The 16984-nt window shown below is 69.5% G+C and carries 16 protein-coding genes; 11 read left to right on the forward strand and 5 right to left on the reverse strand.

The annotated features are described in order from the left end of the window. Positions 1 to 17: 17 nt before the first annotated feature. Positions 18 to 674, reverse strand: a complete 657-nt coding sequence (locus AKG07_RS14880; RefSeq protein ID WP_053098594.1) for a GntR family transcriptional regulator — start codon at positions 672 to 674, stop codon at positions 18 to 20. A 173-nt stretch (positions 675 to 847) separates the two neighbouring features. Between AKG07_RS14880 and AKG07_RS14885 the strand changes: the two genes are divergently transcribed. The 5 genes from AKG07_RS14885 to AKG07_RS14905 are packed head-to-tail and all read left to right on the forward strand — an operon-like array spanning position 848 to position 6994. Further along, positions 848 to 2125, forward strand: coding sequence for an NRAMP family divalent metal transporter (locus tag AKG07_RS14885; protein WP_053098595.1), 1278 nt, complete (start codon positions 848 to 850; stop codon positions 2123 to 2125). Between the two features lie 4 nt (positions 2126 to 2129). Beyond that, a complete protein-coding gene (locus tag AKG07_RS14890) occupies positions 2130 to 2894 on the forward strand; it encodes a LamB/YcsF family protein (protein ID WP_053098596.1) in 765 nt (254 codons plus the stop codon). A 1-nt stretch (position 2895) separates the two neighbouring features. Further along, positions 2896 to 3696 (forward strand): putative hydro-lyase, encoded by an 801-nt coding sequence (locus AKG07_RS14895; protein ID WP_053098597.1) that lies wholly within the window; start codon positions 2896 to 2898, stop codon positions 3694 to 3696. Beyond that, positions 3696 to 5285 carry a 5-oxoprolinase subunit B/C family protein gene (locus AKG07_RS14900; protein ID WP_053098598.1) on the forward strand — a complete coding sequence of 530 codons (1590 nt, stop codon included), beginning with the start codon at positions 3696 to 3698 and terminating at the stop codon, positions 5283 to 5285. Before AKG07_RS14895 ends, AKG07_RS14900 begins: the two co-directional genes overlap by 1 nt. Beyond that, the gene (locus AKG07_RS14905) at positions 5282 to 6994 is read left to right on the forward strand and encodes an acetyl/propionyl/methylcrotonyl-CoA carboxylase subunit alpha (RefSeq protein ID WP_053098599.1); all 1713 of its coding nucleotides are present in this window, start codon (positions 5282 to 5284) and stop codon (positions 6992 to 6994) included. The genes AKG07_RS14900 and AKG07_RS14905 overlap by 4 nt, the downstream gene beginning before the upstream one ends. 81 nt (positions 6995 to 7075) lie before the next feature. Here the strand turns inward: AKG07_RS14905 and AKG07_RS14910 are convergent, their stop codons facing one another. Together AKG07_RS14910 and AKG07_RS14915 are read right to left on the reverse strand one after the other, a co-directional pair. Further along, positions 7076 to 8431, reverse strand: coding sequence for a uracil-xanthine permease family protein (locus tag AKG07_RS14910; protein WP_053098600.1), 1356 nt, complete (start codon positions 8429 to 8431; stop codon positions 7076 to 7078). Between the two features lie 223 nt (positions 8432 to 8654). Further along, entirely contained in the window at positions 8655 to 9533 is an 879-nt protein-coding gene (locus AKG07_RS14915) for a phosphoribosylaminoimidazolesuccinocarboxamide synthase (protein WP_053098601.1), read from the reverse strand. Positions 9534 to 9632: 99 nt separating this feature from the next. Here AKG07_RS14915 and AKG07_RS14920 point away from each other — a divergent pair, with 99 nt between their 5' ends. The 6 genes from AKG07_RS14920 (at position 9633) to AKG07_RS14945 (ending at position 15072) form a co-directional block, all read left to right on the forward strand. Further along, complete coding sequence (locus tag AKG07_RS14920) at positions 9633 to 9848, forward strand: DUF2945 domain-containing protein (RefSeq protein WP_053098602.1); 216 nt, start codon at positions 9633 to 9635, stop codon at positions 9846 to 9848. A gap of 88 nt (positions 9849 to 9936) precedes the next feature. Further along, entirely contained in the window at positions 9937 to 10548 is a 612-nt protein-coding gene (locus tag AKG07_RS14925; protein WP_053098603.1) for a PadR family transcriptional regulator, read from the forward strand. Further along, complete coding sequence (locus tag AKG07_RS14930) at positions 10545 to 12122, forward strand: DHA2 family efflux MFS transporter permease subunit (protein ID WP_053098604.1); 1578 nt, start codon at positions 10545 to 10547, stop codon at positions 12120 to 12122. The genes AKG07_RS14925 and AKG07_RS14930 overlap by 4 nt, the downstream gene beginning before the upstream one ends. A gap of 96 nt (positions 12123 to 12218) precedes the next feature. Next, positions 12219 to 12749 (forward strand): GNAT family N-acetyltransferase, encoded by a 531-nt coding sequence (locus tag AKG07_RS14935; protein WP_053098605.1) that lies wholly within the window; start codon positions 12219 to 12221, stop codon positions 12747 to 12749. Between the two features lie 119 nt (positions 12750 to 12868). Continuing rightward, positions 12869 to 14347, forward strand: coding sequence for an amino acid ABC transporter substrate-binding protein/permease (locus AKG07_RS14940; protein WP_082297964.1), 1479 nt, complete (start codon positions 12869 to 12871; stop codon positions 14345 to 14347). Continuing rightward, entirely contained in the window at positions 14344 to 15072 is a 729-nt protein-coding gene (locus AKG07_RS14945) for an amino acid ABC transporter ATP-binding protein (protein ID WP_053098606.1), read from the forward strand. The genes AKG07_RS14940 and AKG07_RS14945 overlap by 4 nt, the downstream gene beginning before the upstream one ends. Positions 15073 to 15133: 61 nt before the next feature. On the opposite strand, the gene AKG07_RS14950 is transcribed toward AKG07_RS14945, so the two are convergent. Further along, complete coding sequence (locus AKG07_RS14950) at positions 15134 to 16453, reverse strand: MFS transporter (protein ID WP_053098607.1); 1320 nt, start codon at positions 16451 to 16453, stop codon at positions 15134 to 15136. After that, positions 16450 to 16914, reverse strand: a complete 465-nt coding sequence (locus AKG07_RS14955) for a winged helix-turn-helix transcriptional regulator (RefSeq protein WP_053098608.1) — start codon at positions 16912 to 16914, stop codon at positions 16450 to 16452. Before AKG07_RS14955 ends, AKG07_RS14950 begins: the two co-directional genes overlap by 4 nt. Positions 16915 to 16984: the final 70 nt, after the last annotated feature.

Here is a 16984-nt window from a genome sequence, read left to right on the forward strand (position 1 = left end):
CTCCACCGCGGACGGCGTCAGCCCAGCTGCATCCGGGCGAAGGCCCCGAGCACCACGCGCTCGGACTGCACGAGGTAGCGCTCGAGCTCGGCCGCGCCGGCCGCCGCACCGCGGGCGAGGAAGGTGTCGAGCACCGCGCGGTTCTTGCGCACGAACGGCTCGTGCAGCGAGCGAGGATCGTCGATCTTCAGGAACGCGAGTCTCAGCTCTGCCGCGAGGTCACGGTAGGTGCGGGCCAGGCGGGGGCTGTCCGCGAGCGACACCAGGGCGACATGGAACGCCATGTTGGCGCTGCCCACCGCGCGCCACGTCTCGGCGTCGTCGAGGAGTGCGTCGTGCGCCGCGGCCTCGGCGGCGAGCACGGCCTCCTGCATCTGCTGGACCGCCGGATGCTCCGGCTCGGAGTGCAGGAGCGCGGTGCACTCGATGATGCGACGTGCGCGATAGATGTCGATCACGTCGGCGATCGACGGCGAGGCGACGGAGACGCCCCGGTGCGGCACGTGCTCGAGCAGACCCTGCTCGGAGAGGGCGCGGAACGCCTCGCGCAGCGTGTTGCGTGCCACGCCGAAGTGCTCCGCGATGGCCGATTCCGACAGTCGGGAACCGGGTGCGAAGGCGCCGTCGATGATCTGCTGTCGGAGCGCATCGGCGAGCATGCCCTGCTGGTTCATGCCTTCATCGTAGGCGGCGGCCGGAGCGGATCGTTCGAGGAAGCGTCTCCGCCATCACGCGAATGCAACTCCGCCGTAGCACAGCGGAAACAAAGTTGTTGAACAATATTGCTCGATCCGTTCTACACTGGGTGTCACTCGACACCCACCAACGACGATGGGAATCCCCCGCAATGTCAGAGAACACCGCAGCCCCGCTGTCCGCCGAAGACGAAGTCCGGCTCTCCGCCGCCAAGAGACGCGCCGGCCGCAGCGCCGTGATCGGCGCCATCTTCCTGATGGCCACCAGCGCCATCGGTCCCGGGTTCATCACCCAGACGGCCACCTTCACCGCGACGATGGGGGCGGCCTTCGCGTTCGCGATCCTCGTCTCGATCCTCGTCGACATCGCCGTGCAGCTGAACGTGTGGCGCATGATCACCTCCTCCGGCATGCGCGCCGGGGAACTCGCCAACAGGGCCATCCCGTTCTCCGGGCACGTGATCGCCGTGCTCGTCGTCATCGGCGGCCTCGCGTTCAACATCGGCAACATCGCGGGTGGCGGCCTGGGCATGAACGCGCTGCTCGGCATCGATCCCAAGCTCGGCGGAGCGCTGACCGCCGCCCTCGCGATCATCATCTTCCTCATCAAGAAGGCCGGTCCGGTGATGGACATCGTGCTCGTCGTGCTCGGCATCGGCATGATCGTGATGACCGTGATCGTCGCGGTGATCGCCCAACCGCCCATCGGCGAGGCGCTGCGCCAGACGTTCGCGCCGGACGAGCTCAACTTCGCCACGATCACCACGATCGTCGGCGGAACGGTCGGCGGATACATCACCTACTCGGGTGCCCACCGCTACCTCGACTCGGGTCACACCGGTCCCGAGCAGGCGGGTCCTGTGATGCGCGCCGCGGCGAACGGCATCCTCGTCACCGGCATCATGCGCTACGTGCTGTTCCTCGCGATCCTCGGCGTGGTCGCCTCGGGCGTCTCGCTCGACCTGTCGAGCCAGGCCGCGAACCCCGCGGGACAGGCCTTCGGCGCCGTGCTCGGCGACGCGGGACTCCGCATCTTCGGCGCGATCTTCTGGGCCGCCGCGATCAGCTCGGTGATCGGCGCGGCATACACGTCAGCGACCTTCCTCTCGACCTTCACGAAGAAGCTCCGGGGCGGGTGGCCGCTGCAGCTGGCCACCGTCGCCTTCATCGTCGTGTCGCTGATCGTCTACCTCTCGATCGGCACGGCGCCGGCCGCGATCCTCGTCTTCGTCGGCGGCTTCAACGGGCTCATCCTCCCCATCGGCCTCACGGTGTTCATGTACATCGGCTGGTTCCGCCGTGACCTGCTCGGCTCGAAGAAGTACCCGCTGTGGCTGCTCATCGCCGGCACGCTCGTGACGCTGCTGACCTGGTACATGGGCATCGTCTCGGTCGGCCCCATCTTCGCCTTCCTCGGAATCGGAGCGTGACCCCATGACATCGATCGACCTGAACTCCGACCTCGGCGAGAACGTCCCCGACCGGGTGGTCAGCGACGACGAGAGCATGCTGCGCCTCGTGACGAGCGCGAACGTGGCGTGCGGGTTCCACGCGGGCAGCCCCGAGGGCATCCGATCGACTCTCGAGAGCGCCGTGGCCGGAGGCGTCGTGATCGGCGCGCACCCCGGCTACCGCGACTACGAGAACTTCGGCCGCACGAAGGTCGAGATCGACTCGGCCACCCTGCAGGCGCACGTCGAGTACCAGCTCGGTGCCCTGATCGGTCTTGCCGCAGCCGTCGGTGGCACGGTCGCCTACGTCAAGCCGCACGGAGCGCTCTACAACACGATCGCCCGCGACGAGCGGCAGTCGAAGGACGTGGTGGCGGCGATCCGCGCGATCGACCCGAACCTCGTGCTGCTGGGTCTGGCCGGAGGCGTCGTGCTCGACGTCGCCGAGCGTGCGGGCCTGCAGATCGCGGCCGAGGCCTTCGCCGATCGGGCGTATCAGCCCGACGGCCAGCTCGTCTCACGAACCGAGGCGGGCTCGGTGCTGCACGACCCCGTCGCGGTCGCCGAGCGCATGGTGCGCCTCGCCGGCGAAGGAGTGATCCGCGCGATCGACGGCACCGACGTGCCCGTCAGCGCGCAGTCGATCTGCGTGCACGGCGACAGCCCCGGCTCGGTGGCCATGGCCGCCGAGACCAAGCGGATGCTGCAGGACGCCGGCATCACGATCGCACCGTTCGCGGGAGTCTGAGATGACCGTTCTCGCCACCCCCGACCAGCTCGCCGCCGCGCGGGCAGCGCGAGCCGCCATCCGGGCGGGGCACGCCGCGCCGACCAGCGGCGTCGCCGTCGGACTGACGCAGGCGAACCTCATCTCGGTGCCCGCGGACTGGGCCTTCGAGACGCTGCTCTTCGCGCAGCGCAACCCGAAGCCGTGCCCCGTGCTCGAGGTCATCGAACAGGGCGAGGTGGAATCGCGGCTCGCCCCGGGCAGCGACATCCGCACGGATATCGGCCGGTACCGCGTCTGGCGCGACGGCGAACTGGTCGACGAGGTCTCCGATGCGACTGAGGCGTGGGAGGAGCATCCCGACCTCGTCTCGTTCCTGATCGGATGCAGCTTCACGTTCGAGTCCGGGCTCGTGCAGGCGGGCATCCCGATCCGCCATCAGGAACTCGGACGCAACGTGCCGATGTACCGCACCGCAGTGCGCTGCACCCCCGCGGGCAGGCTGAGCGGCGACATGGTCGTGTCGATGCGACCGATCCCCGCGGACCGCGTGGCCGATGCCGTGCAGATCTCCGGCCGAACCCCCGCCGTGCACGGGGCCCCGGTGCACATCGGCGACCCCGCATCGCTCGGCATCGCAGACCTCGCCCGCCCCGACTTCGGCGATGCCCCTGAGGTGCGCGAGGGCGAGGTGCCGGTGTTCTGGGCGTGCGGCGTCACCCCGCAGGCCGCCATCATGGCCTCGAAGCCGCCGTTCGCCATCACCCACGCGCCCGGCTACATGTTCATCACCGATGTCCCCGATGCGGAGTACCTGGTCTGATGCGCATCCTCACGGCATCCGACCACGCGCTTCTCGTCGAGGCGGCCGACCTCGACGAGGCGATGCGTCTGAACCTCGCGTGGGACGGCGTGCACGGCGTGGTCGAGCGCATCCCCGGCGCTCGCACGGTGCTCGTGCGGTTCGATCCGCTGGCGGTGTCGGCCGCCGATCTCGCCCGCGCGCTCGCCACGACCGAGATCGACACCGCTCATCTGCCGGCCACGGGCGAGGTCACTGTTCCGGTGCGGTACGACGGGGAAGACCTCGACGAGGCGGCATCCCTGCTGGGCGTCTCGGCATCCGAGCTCGTGAACCGCCACCTCGCCGCCGAGTGGACGGTCGCCTTCTCGGGCTTCGCCCCCGGCTTCGGGTATGTGGTGAGCAGTGATCCGCTGTTCGATGTGCCCCGCCGCTCGTCGCCCCGCACCCGTGTGCCGGCCGGATCCGTGGCCCTGGCCGGCCAGTTCACCGGCGTGTACCCGCGCGAGAGCCCCGGCGGATGGCAGCTCATCGGACGCACGGATGCCCTGATGTGGGACATCGATCGCGACCCTCCTGCGCTGCTGTCGCCCGGCACGACGGTGCGGTTCGAGCAGGTGCGGGCGCAGGCCGTGATGTCGGACAACGCAGACGATCGTGCCGACGCGCGGCGCGTCACCGAGCGAGACGCCGCCGCGAGCGCGACGGACCCGGGTTCTCCGGCGTCCCCGGCCGTCGAGGTCGTGCGTCCGTCGATGCAGCTGCTGGTGCAGGATGCCGGTCGTCCGGGATTCGCGGCGCTCGGCGTCTCAGCGTCCGGTGTCGCCGATCGCCGCGCCATGCGCGAGGCGAACCGGGCAGTGGGCAATGCGAGCGGCACGGCGGTGCTCGAGAGCGTCGGCGGTGCCGTGCTGCGTTTCCGGGGCGCCGGGGTCGCCGCTGTCACGGGCGCTGTCGGGGCGCTCGACCTGATCGACGCGGACGGTGTGGCGCGTCGCATCGCCCATGGCGCGCCCTTCGCCACCGTCGAGGGCGACGAGCTCATGCTGGGGCATCCGACCAGCGGGCTGCGCTACGTCATCGCGGTCCGTGGCGGAGTGGCCGTCGACACGGCGCTCGACAGCCGCGCGAGCGACACCCTCGCCGGGCTCGGGCCCGATCCGCTGGCTGCAGGCGACGTGCTGCGCGTCGGCGATTCCGCCCGGCATCCGGTCGAGCCGGAGGCCACCCCGCGCACACTGCCGGCACCCGGCGAACTCGTCGACCTCGAGATCACTCTCGGCCCTCGGGACGACTGGTTCACCTCCGCAGCGCTCTCGACGCTCGCCGGCCAGGAGTGGACCGTGACCCCGCGGTCCGACCGCGTCGGCATCCGGCTCGAGGGCGACAGGCCCCTCGCGCGCTCCGTCGGAGGCGAGCTGCCCAGCGAAGGGGCGGTCACCGGGGCGATCCAGGTGCCGCCTGACGGTCAGCCCGTGCTGTTCCTCCCGGATCACCCGCTCACCGGCGGGTATCCGATCATCGGCGCCCTCACCGATCGCAGTCTCGACCTCGCCGCGCAGCTGCCGCCCGGCGTGCGCATCCGTTTCATCGTCAAGGAGACCTCATGACCAAGGTGCTGATCGCGAATCGCGGAGAGATCGCCGTGCGCGTCATCCGCGCCTGCGCCGAAGCCGGGTACACGTCGATCGCGGTCTACGCCGACCAGGATGCCGATGCTCTGCACGTGCGGCTCGCCGATGAGGCCGTCGGACTGGGGGGAGACACCGCTGCGACGACCTATCTCTCGATCGATGCGCTGCTGGACGCGGCCCGCACGAGCGGAGCGGATGCCGTGCACCCGGGCTACGGATTCCTCTCGGAGAGCGCGGAGTTCGCGCGGGCCGTCGAGGGTGCGGGCCTCATCTGGATCGGCCCGTCGCCCGACAGCATCGATGCGCTCGGCGACAAGATGACCGCGCGCCGGATCGCGCAGCGGGTCGGGGCACCCCTGGCCGCCGGCACCGACCAGCCGCTCGCCGGCCCCGAGGAGGCCGTCGCCTTCGCCGAGGAGCACGGGCTTCCGATCGCGATCAAGGCGGCGTTCGGCGGAGGCGGCCGGGGGCTGAAGGTGGTGCATGAGCTGTCGGAGGTCGCGGATGCCTTCGAGGCCGCGACGCGCGAGGCCATCGCCGCCTTCGGGCGGGGGGAGTGCTTCGTCGAGCGCTTCCTCGAGAGCCCGCGCCACATCGAGGTCCAGGTGCTCGGTGACGGACTCGGCGGCGTCGTGGTCGTCGGCGATCGAGACTGCTCGATGCAGCGACGCAACCAGAAGCTCATCGAAGAGGCACCCGCGCCGGGCCTGTCGAGGGATCAGCGCACGCGGTTCCACGACGCGGCCAGGGCGATCTGCGCCGAGGCGCAGTACCGCGGCGCAGGGACCGTCGAGTTCCTCCTCGCGGCCGACGGGACGATCTCCTTCCTCGAAGTGAACACCCGACTCCAGGTGGAGCACCCCGTCACCGAGGAGGTCACCGGCACGGATCTCGTGCGCGAGCAGTTCCGCATCGCCTTCGGCGAGGGGATCTCGTTCACCGAGACGCCCGTGCCGACCGGGCACGCCTTCGAGTTCCGCATCAACGCCGAAGACCCGGGTCGCGGATTCCTGCCCAGCCCCGGTCGTGTCGAGGTGCTGCGGATCCCCGGCGGGCCCGGTGTGCGCTGGGACAGCGGCATCGAGGCGGGCGACGTCGTTCAGCCCGCCTTCGACTCGATGATCGCGAAGCTCGTCGTGCATGCCGACGACCGCGACGCGGCCCTCGTGCGGGCGCGTCGGGCGCTGCGCGAGCTGGTCGTCGAGGGGCCGGCCACGGTCATCCCGTTCGATCTGCTCGCGCTCGACGACGCGGCGTTCGCCACCGAGACCTTCGCGGTGCACACCCAGTGGATCGAGAGCACCCTGCTGCCGCGCCTCGAGCCGCAACTGCGGCCCGCCCCCGCACCCGATGTCGCTCTCCAGCGCTTCCCCGTCGAGATCGACGGGCGCCGTGTCGTGCTCGGGCTCCCGATGGCGCTGCTCGCGGGGCTCGGCCGACTGACGGCTGCCGGAGGTGCGCCCGCCGCATCCGATCCGACCGAGCTGCGTGCTCCAGCACCGGGAACGCTCGTACGGTGGCTCGCAGACGACGGGGCGAGCGTCGCCGAGGGCGACTCGATCGCGGTGCTCGACGCCATGAAGATGGAGACCACGGTCACCGCCCATCGTGCCGGCACGCTGTCGCACCGCGTGGAGCTCTCGGCCTCGGTCGCACCCGACGCGGTGCTCGCCGTCATCGCCTGAGAGCTACCGCGCCCTGACACAGAGATCCCGAATGCCGCCGCAGCGGCATCCGGGATCTTCGCGTTCGCGAGTCGAGTGTGATTACGCGGGGTCTCCGCCCAGCGGCCCCACGGCCTCGAGGGGGCGAGGGTCGTCGGCGCCGGTCTTGCGGGCGCGGGCGATGAGGTTGCCCACGTGGTAGATCAGCAGAGCCGCGACCGTGCCGAGCACGATGCCGCCGAAGGCGAAGTCGCCGAGCTGCATCGAGAAGCCGGCGACGCCGATCACGAGCGAGACGGCCGCGGTGTACTGGTTGACCGGTCGTGAGAAGTCGACCTTGCTGTCGACCCAGATCTTGATGCCGATGATGCCGATGAGACCGTAGAGCGCGGTGGTCGCACCGCCGAGCACACCGGCGGGGATCGAGTTGAAGACCTCGCCGACCTTCGGGGAGAACGCCAGCAGGATGGCGAAGAGACCGGCGACCCAGTAGACGGCGGTCGAGTAGACGCGGGTCGCGGCCATGACGCCGATGTTCTCGCCGTACGTCGTCGTGCCCGAGCCGCCGAAACCACCGGCGATGGTCGTGGCGACCCCGTCGGCGATCAGCGCGCGACCGGTGTGCTTGTTGATCGCGGGGTCTTCGGTCATCGTCGCGACGCCGCGCACGTGCCCGACGTTCTCAGCGACGAGCACCAGGACGACCGGCAGGAACGTCGCGATTGTCGACCAGGTGCCGGGAGCGACGAAGTCGGGAAGCTGGAACTCGGGCAGACCGACCCAGGGGGCGTCGGCGATGAGCTCCGCCGGCGTCTTGCCTCCGCGCAGCGCGTTGGGGACCTCGAACGAGCCCGTGAAGGCGGCGTAGATGAAGCCGACGGCGACGCCGAGGAAGATCGAGATGCGTCCGAGGAATCCGCGGAACAGCACCGCGAACAGGATGATCGCGACGAGCGTGATGGTCGCGGTCACGGGGTCGATCTGGAAGTTGTTCCACGCGGTGGGGGCGAGGTTGAAGCCGATCAGGGCGACGATCGCGCCGGCGACCACCGGGGGCATCGCAGCGTCGACCCAGCGGAGGCCGGCGAACTGCACGACCAGGCCGACGACCGTGAGCAGGATGCCGACCGCGACCACGCCCGCGAGGGCGGATCCGGTTCCGCCGGCTGCGACCGCGGCGGTGATCGGCGCGATGAACGCGAACGACGAGCCGAGGTAGCTGGGCAGCTGGTTCTTCGTGATCAGCAGGAAGATCAGGGTGCCGAGGCCGCTGAACAGCAGCGTCGTCGAGACCGGGAAGCCGGTCAGCGTCGGCACCAGGAACGTGGCTCCGAACATGGCGACGACGTGCTGGGCACCGATCGCGATCGTGGCCGGCCAGTTCAGGCGCTCTTCGGGCTTGACGACGGCACCGGGTTCGACGGTGCGTCCGTTTCCGTGGGTCTTCCACAGGGGCATGCGGGCTCCTCAGGATCGGGGGGAGTGGGAGTGCTGGAGCAACACTACCGATTCCTGAGTGTTGGCTGGGTGCGCGGGGGACGGAGGAGCGGCGGGGTCGCCGCGCGCTACGAAGGAGAACTCGCGCAATGAAGGGCCGCATCCGCAGATCGCCCCTTCGCTGGGTGAGATCTCCTTAGCAGCGAGTGGGAAACGGAGTGAGGGACGGGGGCGGTACCGGGCCTCAGGCCCCGAGGCGCTCGATGAGCTCGCGATACCGGGCGGCGGTGCGCTCGACGATGTCGTCGGGCAGCACGGGCGGTTCACCCTGCTTGTCCCAGTTCGCGGCCAGCCAGTCGCGCACGATCTGCTTGTCGAAGCTCGCCATGCGCTCGCTCGGCGTGGTTCCGGTGCGCCAGGCCTCGGCATCCCAGTACCGGGACGAGTCGCTCGTGAGCACCTCGTCGGCCAGGTGCAGGACGCCGTCGGCATCCGTCCCGAACTCGAACTTGGTGTCGGCGAGGATCAGGTCCTTCTCCTCGGCGATCGCGGCGGCCCGTGTGTAGAGCGAGATCGAGACGTCGCGCAGCTCGGCCGCGCGCTCGGCTCCGACGAGCTCGACGGTCTGCTCGAAGGTGATGTTCTCGTCGTGCTCGCCCATCGGCGCCTTGTAGGCCGGGGTGAACAGCGGTTCGGGCAGGCGGTCGCCGTTCTGCAGGCCGGCGGGCAGCGGGATGCCGCAGACGGTGCCGCTCTCGGTGTACTCGGCCCATCCGGATCCGGTGATGTAGCCGCGCACGACGCATTCGACCGGCAGCATCTCCAGCGACTGCGCGAGCATGGCGCGGTCGGCGACGCTCGCGGGGATCTCACCCTCGGCGAGGTGGTTGGGCACATCGTCGAGCTCGCTGAACCACCAGCGGCTGAGACGCGTGAGCAGCGCGCCCTTCTCGGGGATGCCGGGCGAGAGCACGAAGTCGAACGCGCTCACGCGATCGGACGCGACCACGAGGATGCGGGTGTCGGCGGCGTCGTCCGAGGCGTACAGGTCACGGACCTTGCCCGAGTAGATGTGGCGCCAGCCGGGGATGGTCTGCGCGTTGCTGTCCGAAGGTGTGCTCACCCGCCCATTATCCCGGGTCGACGTCGCCGGTGTCGTGTCAAGCCCTGGTGCGACCTCCGATGCATCGGCGAGGCTCGACGGAAGACGAACGGAGGAGTCATGACGAAGGATCTCTCCACGGGGGACCGGGTGAGCTGGAACACGTCGCAGGGGCGCACGCACGGCACCGTCGAGGAGAAGCGGACGAAGGACTTCCGGTTCGCCGGGCAGAGCTTCACCGCCTCCGACGATGATCCCGCCTACATCGTGAAGTCGGAGAAGAGCGGCGACACCGCGGCGCACAACGGATCGGCTCTGCGCAAGCTGAGCAGCTGATGCTCGCGGGCACCGTCTTGTCGATGACGCGTGCCAGGCGTATAGTCCACATGGACTATTTCAAGCGGAACCATCTGGGGAGGGGCCGATGCAGCGATTGACCCCGATGGGCGTCATGGTGCTGGCGCTGCTGCGCGAAGGCGACATGCACCCCTACGAGATGGTGCGCCTGATGCGCGTGCGCCGCGACGAACGGCTGCTCGCCGTCACGAACGGGACGCTTTATCACACGGTCGGCCGACTCCAGCGGGCCGGTCTCATCGACGAGGTGGGCATCGACCGAGAGGGCAACCGCCCCGAGCGCACCACCTACACGCTCACGGATGCCGGACGGGACGCGCTGATCGCCTGGCTGCGTCGCGAGCTGTCGATCATCGAGCGCCCGGCCGAGTTCCGCATCGCACTCGCCGAGGCTCACAATCTCGAGCGTCCCGACGTCATCGACCGCCTCCGCGAGCGCCGCTCCGCGCTCGCCGAAGGCCACGCGCTGCACCGTGACGGGCTGGTCGGCGCTCGCAGAAGGGGCGCCCCCGAGCAGGTGCTCGTCGAGTTCGAGCGCCAGGAGGTGCTGCTCGACGCCGAGCTGCGCTGGCTCGACTCGCTCCTCGATCGTCTCGAGGCCGAGGAGTTCCCCTGGGGGCCCACGGCTTTCGAGAACACCGACCGCTACCTCGCTCAGCGAAAGGCTGCACAGCAATGACCGATTCCCCCTCGACCGGAGGCCAGCCCACGGCATCCGGGTCATCCGGTCCCTCGACCGGCACCTTCGCCGCCGGGCATCGACCCGCGAGCCCCTGGCCCGCGCTCTGGGCGCTCGTCATCGGCTTCTTCATGATCCTCGTCGACACGACGATCGTCTCGGTCGCGAACCCCGCGATCAAGGCGGCGCTCGACCCGACCACCAACAACCTCGACAACGTCGTGTGGGTCACCAGCGCCTACCTGCTCGCCTACGCGGTGCCGCTGCTGATCACGGGCCGTCTCGGCGATCGGTTCGGCCCGAAGAACATCTACCTCATCGGCCTCGCGATCTTCACGCTCGCCTCGCTCTGGTGCGGGCTGTCGAACTCGCTCGAGATGCTGATCGCCGCTCGCGCCGTGCAGGGGCTCGGCGCCGCCTTCATGACGCCGCAGACCATGGCCGTGATCACCCGCACGTTCCCGCCCGAGCGCCGCGGCGCCGCCATGGGGCTGTGGGGTGCGACGGCCGGCGTCGCGACCCTCGTGGGACCGCTCGTCGGGGGCCTGCTCGTCGACGGCTTCGGCTGGGAGTGGATCTTCTTCGTGAACATCCCCGTCGGGATCGTCGCCTTCGTGCTCGCGTGGAGGCTCGTCCCGAAGCTGCAGACCAGTGCGCACCGGTTCGACATCCTGGGCGTCATCCTCAGCGCGGTGGCGCTGTTCCTCATCGTCTTCGGACTGCAGGAGGGCGAGAAGTTCGATTGGGGCGTGATCTGGGGACCGATCTCGGTGTGGAGCATCATCATCACCGGCCTCGTCGTGCTCGCGCTCTTCATCGTGCAGCAGGCGCGCACGCGCAGCGAGGCCCTGGTGCCTCTCGCACTGTTCCGCGACCGCAACTTCTCGGGGGCGAACGTCGCGATCGCCGCGGTCGGCTTCACCGTGACGAGCATGTCGCTGCCGATGATGTTCTTCCTGCAGACGGCGCGAGGGCTCACCCCGACGCAGGCCGCGCTGCTGCTGATCCCGATGGCCGTGCTGTCGGGCGTGCTCGCCCCGTTCGCCGGCAAGCTGCTCGACCGCATCGACCCGCGGATCATCCTCATCCCCGGTCTGCTCTGCGTGGTCGACGCGCTCGTCTGGTATTCGGCCCTGATCAACATGGACACCGAGATCTGGATGTTCCTGCTGCCCTCGGCGCTCATGGGCGTCGGCAACGCCGGAATGTGGGGACCGCTCGCCACCACCGCGACGCGCAAGCTGCCTCCCCGCCAGGCCGGTGCCGGCGCGGGCATCTACAACACGACCCGCACCATCGGATCGGTCATCGGCTCGGCATCCATCGCCGCGTTCATGCAGTCGCGTCTCGAAGCGAACCTGCCGGGTCTCGCCGACGCACCCGCGGGGATCGAAGGCGGAGGATCGCTTCCTCCGCAGGTCGCCGAGGGATTCGCCGCCGGCATGTCGCAGGCGATCCTGCTCCCGGCGTGCGTGATGGTCATCGCTCTCGTGGCGTCGCTCTTCCTCGGCCGCTACGACAAGGCGGGTGCCGCGGCATCCGCCCCTGCGGAGGCGCCCGCCCCCGCAGCGTGACCGGTCCGTCGGCGAGCCGGGTCGACTGCGCGATCGTGCAGCGGGCCCGGCTCTCCCGGTTTGCGGCCGTGACCGCGGATGTGATCTCATCGGGCGATGACGATCGAGCTCACGAGGCCCACCACCGACCTGTTCGACTCCTGGGCGGCTGCGGTCGCCGAGTTCGGTGACGGGCACGTCGACGGGTCGGGTCTGCAGGCGCCGGTCACCCCGGATCGGGCGACGCTGGACGCGCTGATCGAGAAGTCGGCGGTTCTCTCCGACACCTCCGCGCAGCTGCCCGAGGATGCCGTGCACAACGATCTGTACTGGATCGTGGATGACGGCGAGGTCGTCGGGTTCCTGTCCTTCCGTCACGAGCTCAACGAATGGCTGCGTGAGGCGGGCGGTCACATCGGCTACTCGGTGCGCGCCTCCCGTCGTCGCCAGGGCTACGCATCGGCCGCGCTGCGGCTCGGACTCGAGCGTGCCCGCGAGATCGGACTTGAGCGCGTGCTGGTCACGTGCGACGACGACAACGTCGGCTCCTACCGAACGATCGAGGGCTCCGGTGGCGTGCTGCAGGACGTCAGCGACCAGTCGGAGCGTGGACACGCCATGCTCCGGCGCTACTGGATCACGCTCTGACGCCGATCCGCGAAGCGCCTCCGGGACAGGGGTGCCGGTCGTCGCCGGTTAGGGTTGATGGTCGACGACCATCCCGGTGGCAGCATCCTGCCGCCCGTCCCCTCTGAGGAGCATCCGTCGTGATCCGAAATCCCACCTCTGCTTCCGCGCGCCTGCGCGCGCTCGGACGCACCGCCGGGGCGATGGCGCTCACGGCGTTCGTCGCCGTCGGAGCCCTGCTCGGCGGAGCCTCCGCCGCGACCGCGGCCGATGACTCCGAGACCTACGTCATCGGCACGGACACCACGTTCGCGCCGTTCGAGTTCACCTCTCCCGACGGTGAGCTCGTCGGCATCGACATGGACCTGCTGCGTGCGATCGCGAAGGACCAGGGCTTCGAGGTCGAGATCCGTCAGCTCGGATTCGACGCCGCCGTGCAGGCCTTGCAGGCGAACCAGGTCGACGCGGTCATGGCCGGGATGTCGATCACCGAGGAGCGCCAGGAGACGTTCGACTTCAGCGAGCCGTACTTCACCAGCGGCATCCAGCTCGGAGTGCTCGAGTCGAGCGACATCCAGTCGCTCGACGACCTCGGCGGCGAGGCCGTGGCGGTCAAGACCGGCACGCAGGGCCAGACCTTCGCGGAGGAGAACCAGGACGAGTACGGCTTCCGCATCACGCCCTACCAGGACACCACCGACATGGTCGACGCTGTCAAGGCAGGCCAGGCCGTCGGCTACTTCGAGGACTTCCCGGTGCTCGCCTACGGGATCCAGCAGGGGTCGGGCTTCCGCCTGATCGGTGAGCCCGAGCTCGGCGGCGAGTACGGGTTCGCCGTCAACAAGGGGCAGAACCCCGAGCTGATCGAGATGTTCAACGAGGGTCTCGCGAATCTCCAGGCCTCCGGAGAGTACGACGAGATCGTCGACAGCTACCTCGCCGGCGGCGAGGAGACCACGCAGGCGACCGACATCTTCTCCGTCGCCGTGAAGTACTGGCCCGCTCTCATGGAGGGCCTCTGGCTCACGATCCTCGCGACGCTCGTCGCGATCGTGGCCGCGTTCATCCTCGGCCTCATCTTCGGCTTCGGCCGCGTCTCGGCCTTCGCGCCGTTCCGCTGGGTGGCCACGGCCTACGTCTACGTCTTCCGCGGCACACCGATCCTCGTGCAGGCGTTCTTCGTGTTCTTCGCCATCCCGCAGCTCTTCCCCGGGCTCACGTTCAACCCCTTCGTCGCCGGAGCCATCACGCTCTCGCTCAACACGGGCGCGTACATGACGGAGATCATCCGCGGTGGCATCCAGGCCGTCGACCCGGGCCAGGCCGAAGCGTCGCGTTCGCTCGGTCTCGGACACTGGAAGACGATGCAGAAGGTCGTGCTGCCGCAGGCGTTCCGCATCATGGTCCCCTCGTTCGTCAACCAGGGCATCATCACCCTCAAGGACACGTCGCTCATCAGCGTCATCGGCCTCGCAGAGCTGACCTTCGTGTCGCGTCAGATCATCGCCTCGACGTACCTGTCGGCGCAGGTGCTGACGATCGTCGCCATCATCTACTTCGTCGTGATCACGCTTCTGACGCTGCTCGCGAACCGCCTGGAGAGGAAGTTCACCGCATGAGCAAGATCGAGGTCAGAGACCTGCACAAGTCCTTCGGCGACAACCACGTGCTCAAGGGCATCGACCTCACGGTCGAGGACGGCGAGGTCGTCGCGGTCATCGGCCCGTCGGGGTCGGGGAAGTCGACCCTGCTGCGCTGCCTCAACAAGCTCGAGGAGCCCACGTCGGGCCACGTCATCGTCGACGGCGTCGACCTGACCGACAAGAGCGTCAAGCTCGACGAGGTGCGCCAGCGCATCGGCATGGTGTTCCAGCACTTCAACCTGTTCCCGCACATGACAGTGCTCGAGAACATCACTCTCGCTCCCGTCGAGCTCGGCAAGCTCTCGAAGGCCCAGGCGAAGGAGCGCGCTCTGGCTCTGCTCGACCGCGTGGGCCTGGCCGAGAAGGCCGATGCCAAGCCGGCATCCCTGTCGGGCGGTCAGAAGCAGCGCGTGGCAATCGCCCGCGCGCTCGCGATGGACCCCGAGATCATGCTGTTCGACGAGGCGACCAGCGCCCTCGACCCCGAGATGGTGGGCGAGGTGCTGCAGGTCATCCGCGACCTGGCGTCCGGCGGCATGACGATGGTGCTCGTGACGCACGAGATGGGCTTCGCCCGCGAGGTCTCGGGCCGCACGGTGTTCATGGACGCCGGAGTCGTCGTCGAGGATGCGCCGCCCGCCGAGCTGTTCGGCGCGCCGAAGAACGAGCGGCTGAAGGACTTCCTCTCGAAGGTCCTCTGAGCTGGACTCCGTGACGAAGGCCCCCATCCGGTTCCGCACGGGGGCCTTCGTTCGTGTCGGGTCAGGGCGTCGGAGTCGGCGTCGGCGCCGGATGCCGGCGGATCGTCGCGCTGACCAGCGCCGCGACCGCGCAGAGCCCGGCGGCGGCGAACCAGGCGAACGTGTACTGGCCGGTGTGGTCGCGCACCATGCCCGCGAGGAACGATGCGATGCCGGCGCCGATCTGGTGCGCGGCGAACACCCAGCCGAACACCAGAGGTCCTCGGTCTCCGAAGACCTCGCGACACAGCGCGATGGTCGGCGGGACAGTCGCCACCCAGTCGAGGCCGTAGATCACGATGAAGACGATGATGCTCGGCTGCACCTCGGCCGACAGCAGGCTCGGCAGGAAGAGCAGGCTCACGCCGCGCAGCGCGTAGTAAGCGGCCAGCAGGATGCGGGGGTTCACCCGGTCGGTCAGCCACCCCGAGAACACGGTGCCGGCGATGTCGAAGATCCCGACGACGGCGAGCAGTCCGGCCGCGGTCGTCGTCGGCATCCCGTGGTCGTGCGCGCTGGGGATGAAGTGGGTGCCGATCAGGCCGTTGGTCGTGGCGCCGCAGATCGCGAACCCGATCGCGAGGGCCCAGAACGTCTTGGTGCGGGCGGCGTCGCGCAACGTGGTGAGGGCGAGGCGAGCGGCGCCCCACGCGTTGCCCTTCGGCCGCGCGGCCACGGTGACGGGGCCGGTGTCGCCGTAGCGGGTGACGCCGAGATCGCTCGGTCGGTTGCGCACGAAGATCCAGACCAGGGGGACGACCGCGAGAGCGCCGCCGGCGATGATGAGAGATGCTCCGCGCCATCCGATGTCCTCGGCCGCCGCGGCGATCACGGGCAGGAAGATGAGCTGTCCGGTCGCGCTGCCCGCGGTGAGCACACCCGAGACCAGCCCGCGTCTGGTTGCGAACCAGGTGTCGGTGATCGTCGCAGCGAAGACCAGCGCCATGGACCCGGTGCCGAGTCCGATCAGCACACCCCACGTGAGTATGAGCTGCGCCGGGGTGGCCACGAAGACGCTCAGCGCGGCGCCGGCGCCGATCACGAACAGAGCGGTCACGGTCACCGCGCGGATGCCGAAGCGCTGCATCAGCGCGGCGGCGAAGGGAGCGGTGAGACCGAACAGCAGCAGGTTGACCGTGACGGCGAGGGAGAGCTCCGCGGTGGTCCAGCCGAACTCGTCCTGCAGGGGCAGCATCAGCACCCCGGGCGCGGCGCGGAATCCGGCGGCTCCGATCAGGGCGATCAGAGCCACGAGTGCGACGATCCAGGCGGGATGGATGCGGCGCTGCCGGAGTGCGGGTGTCGGGGTGCCGGTCGGCACCTCGATTGAGTCTGCGGTCACGCTGCGTCGCCCGACGTCAGGGCGAACGGCTCGCCGCCCATGCTGCGGCGGGTCCATCGCGTGCTGTCGGCGTCGAGTGGGGCGGCGCAGGTCGCGCACCAGTCGGCGGATGCCGTCGCCTCGCCGCAGCGACCGCAGCTGACGGTCAGGCCCCAGGACCCGTCAGGATCGGTCGTGCTCGTGAAGCGCGCGTAGGCGTGCAGGATCGGGAGGGTCTCGCGTCCGGCATCCGTGAGCCGATAGCCGGGGTCACCGTGTGCGACGAGACCCGCCTCGCCCATCGAGGCGAGGCGCCGGGCGAGCACGGAGTCGGCGGCGCCGGTCGCATCGCGCAGCTCGTCGAAGCGCGAGCGGCCGGAGAAGAGCTCCCGCAGGATCAGGAGGATCCACGGGTCGGCGAGCACATCGGCGGAGCGGGCGATCGGGCAGGTGGCTGTCGACCAGTCGGAGCGGAGCGGCATCCGCCAACTTTCTTGAAGAAAGCTGGTGGTGTCAACAGTTCTCGGCCGAGTTGGCGGAGTACCTGCGCGA

The organism is Microbacterium sp. CGR1 (assembly GCF_001266755.1).
Classification (GTDB): domain Bacteria; phylum Actinomycetota; class Actinomycetes; order Actinomycetales; family Microbacteriaceae; genus Microbacterium.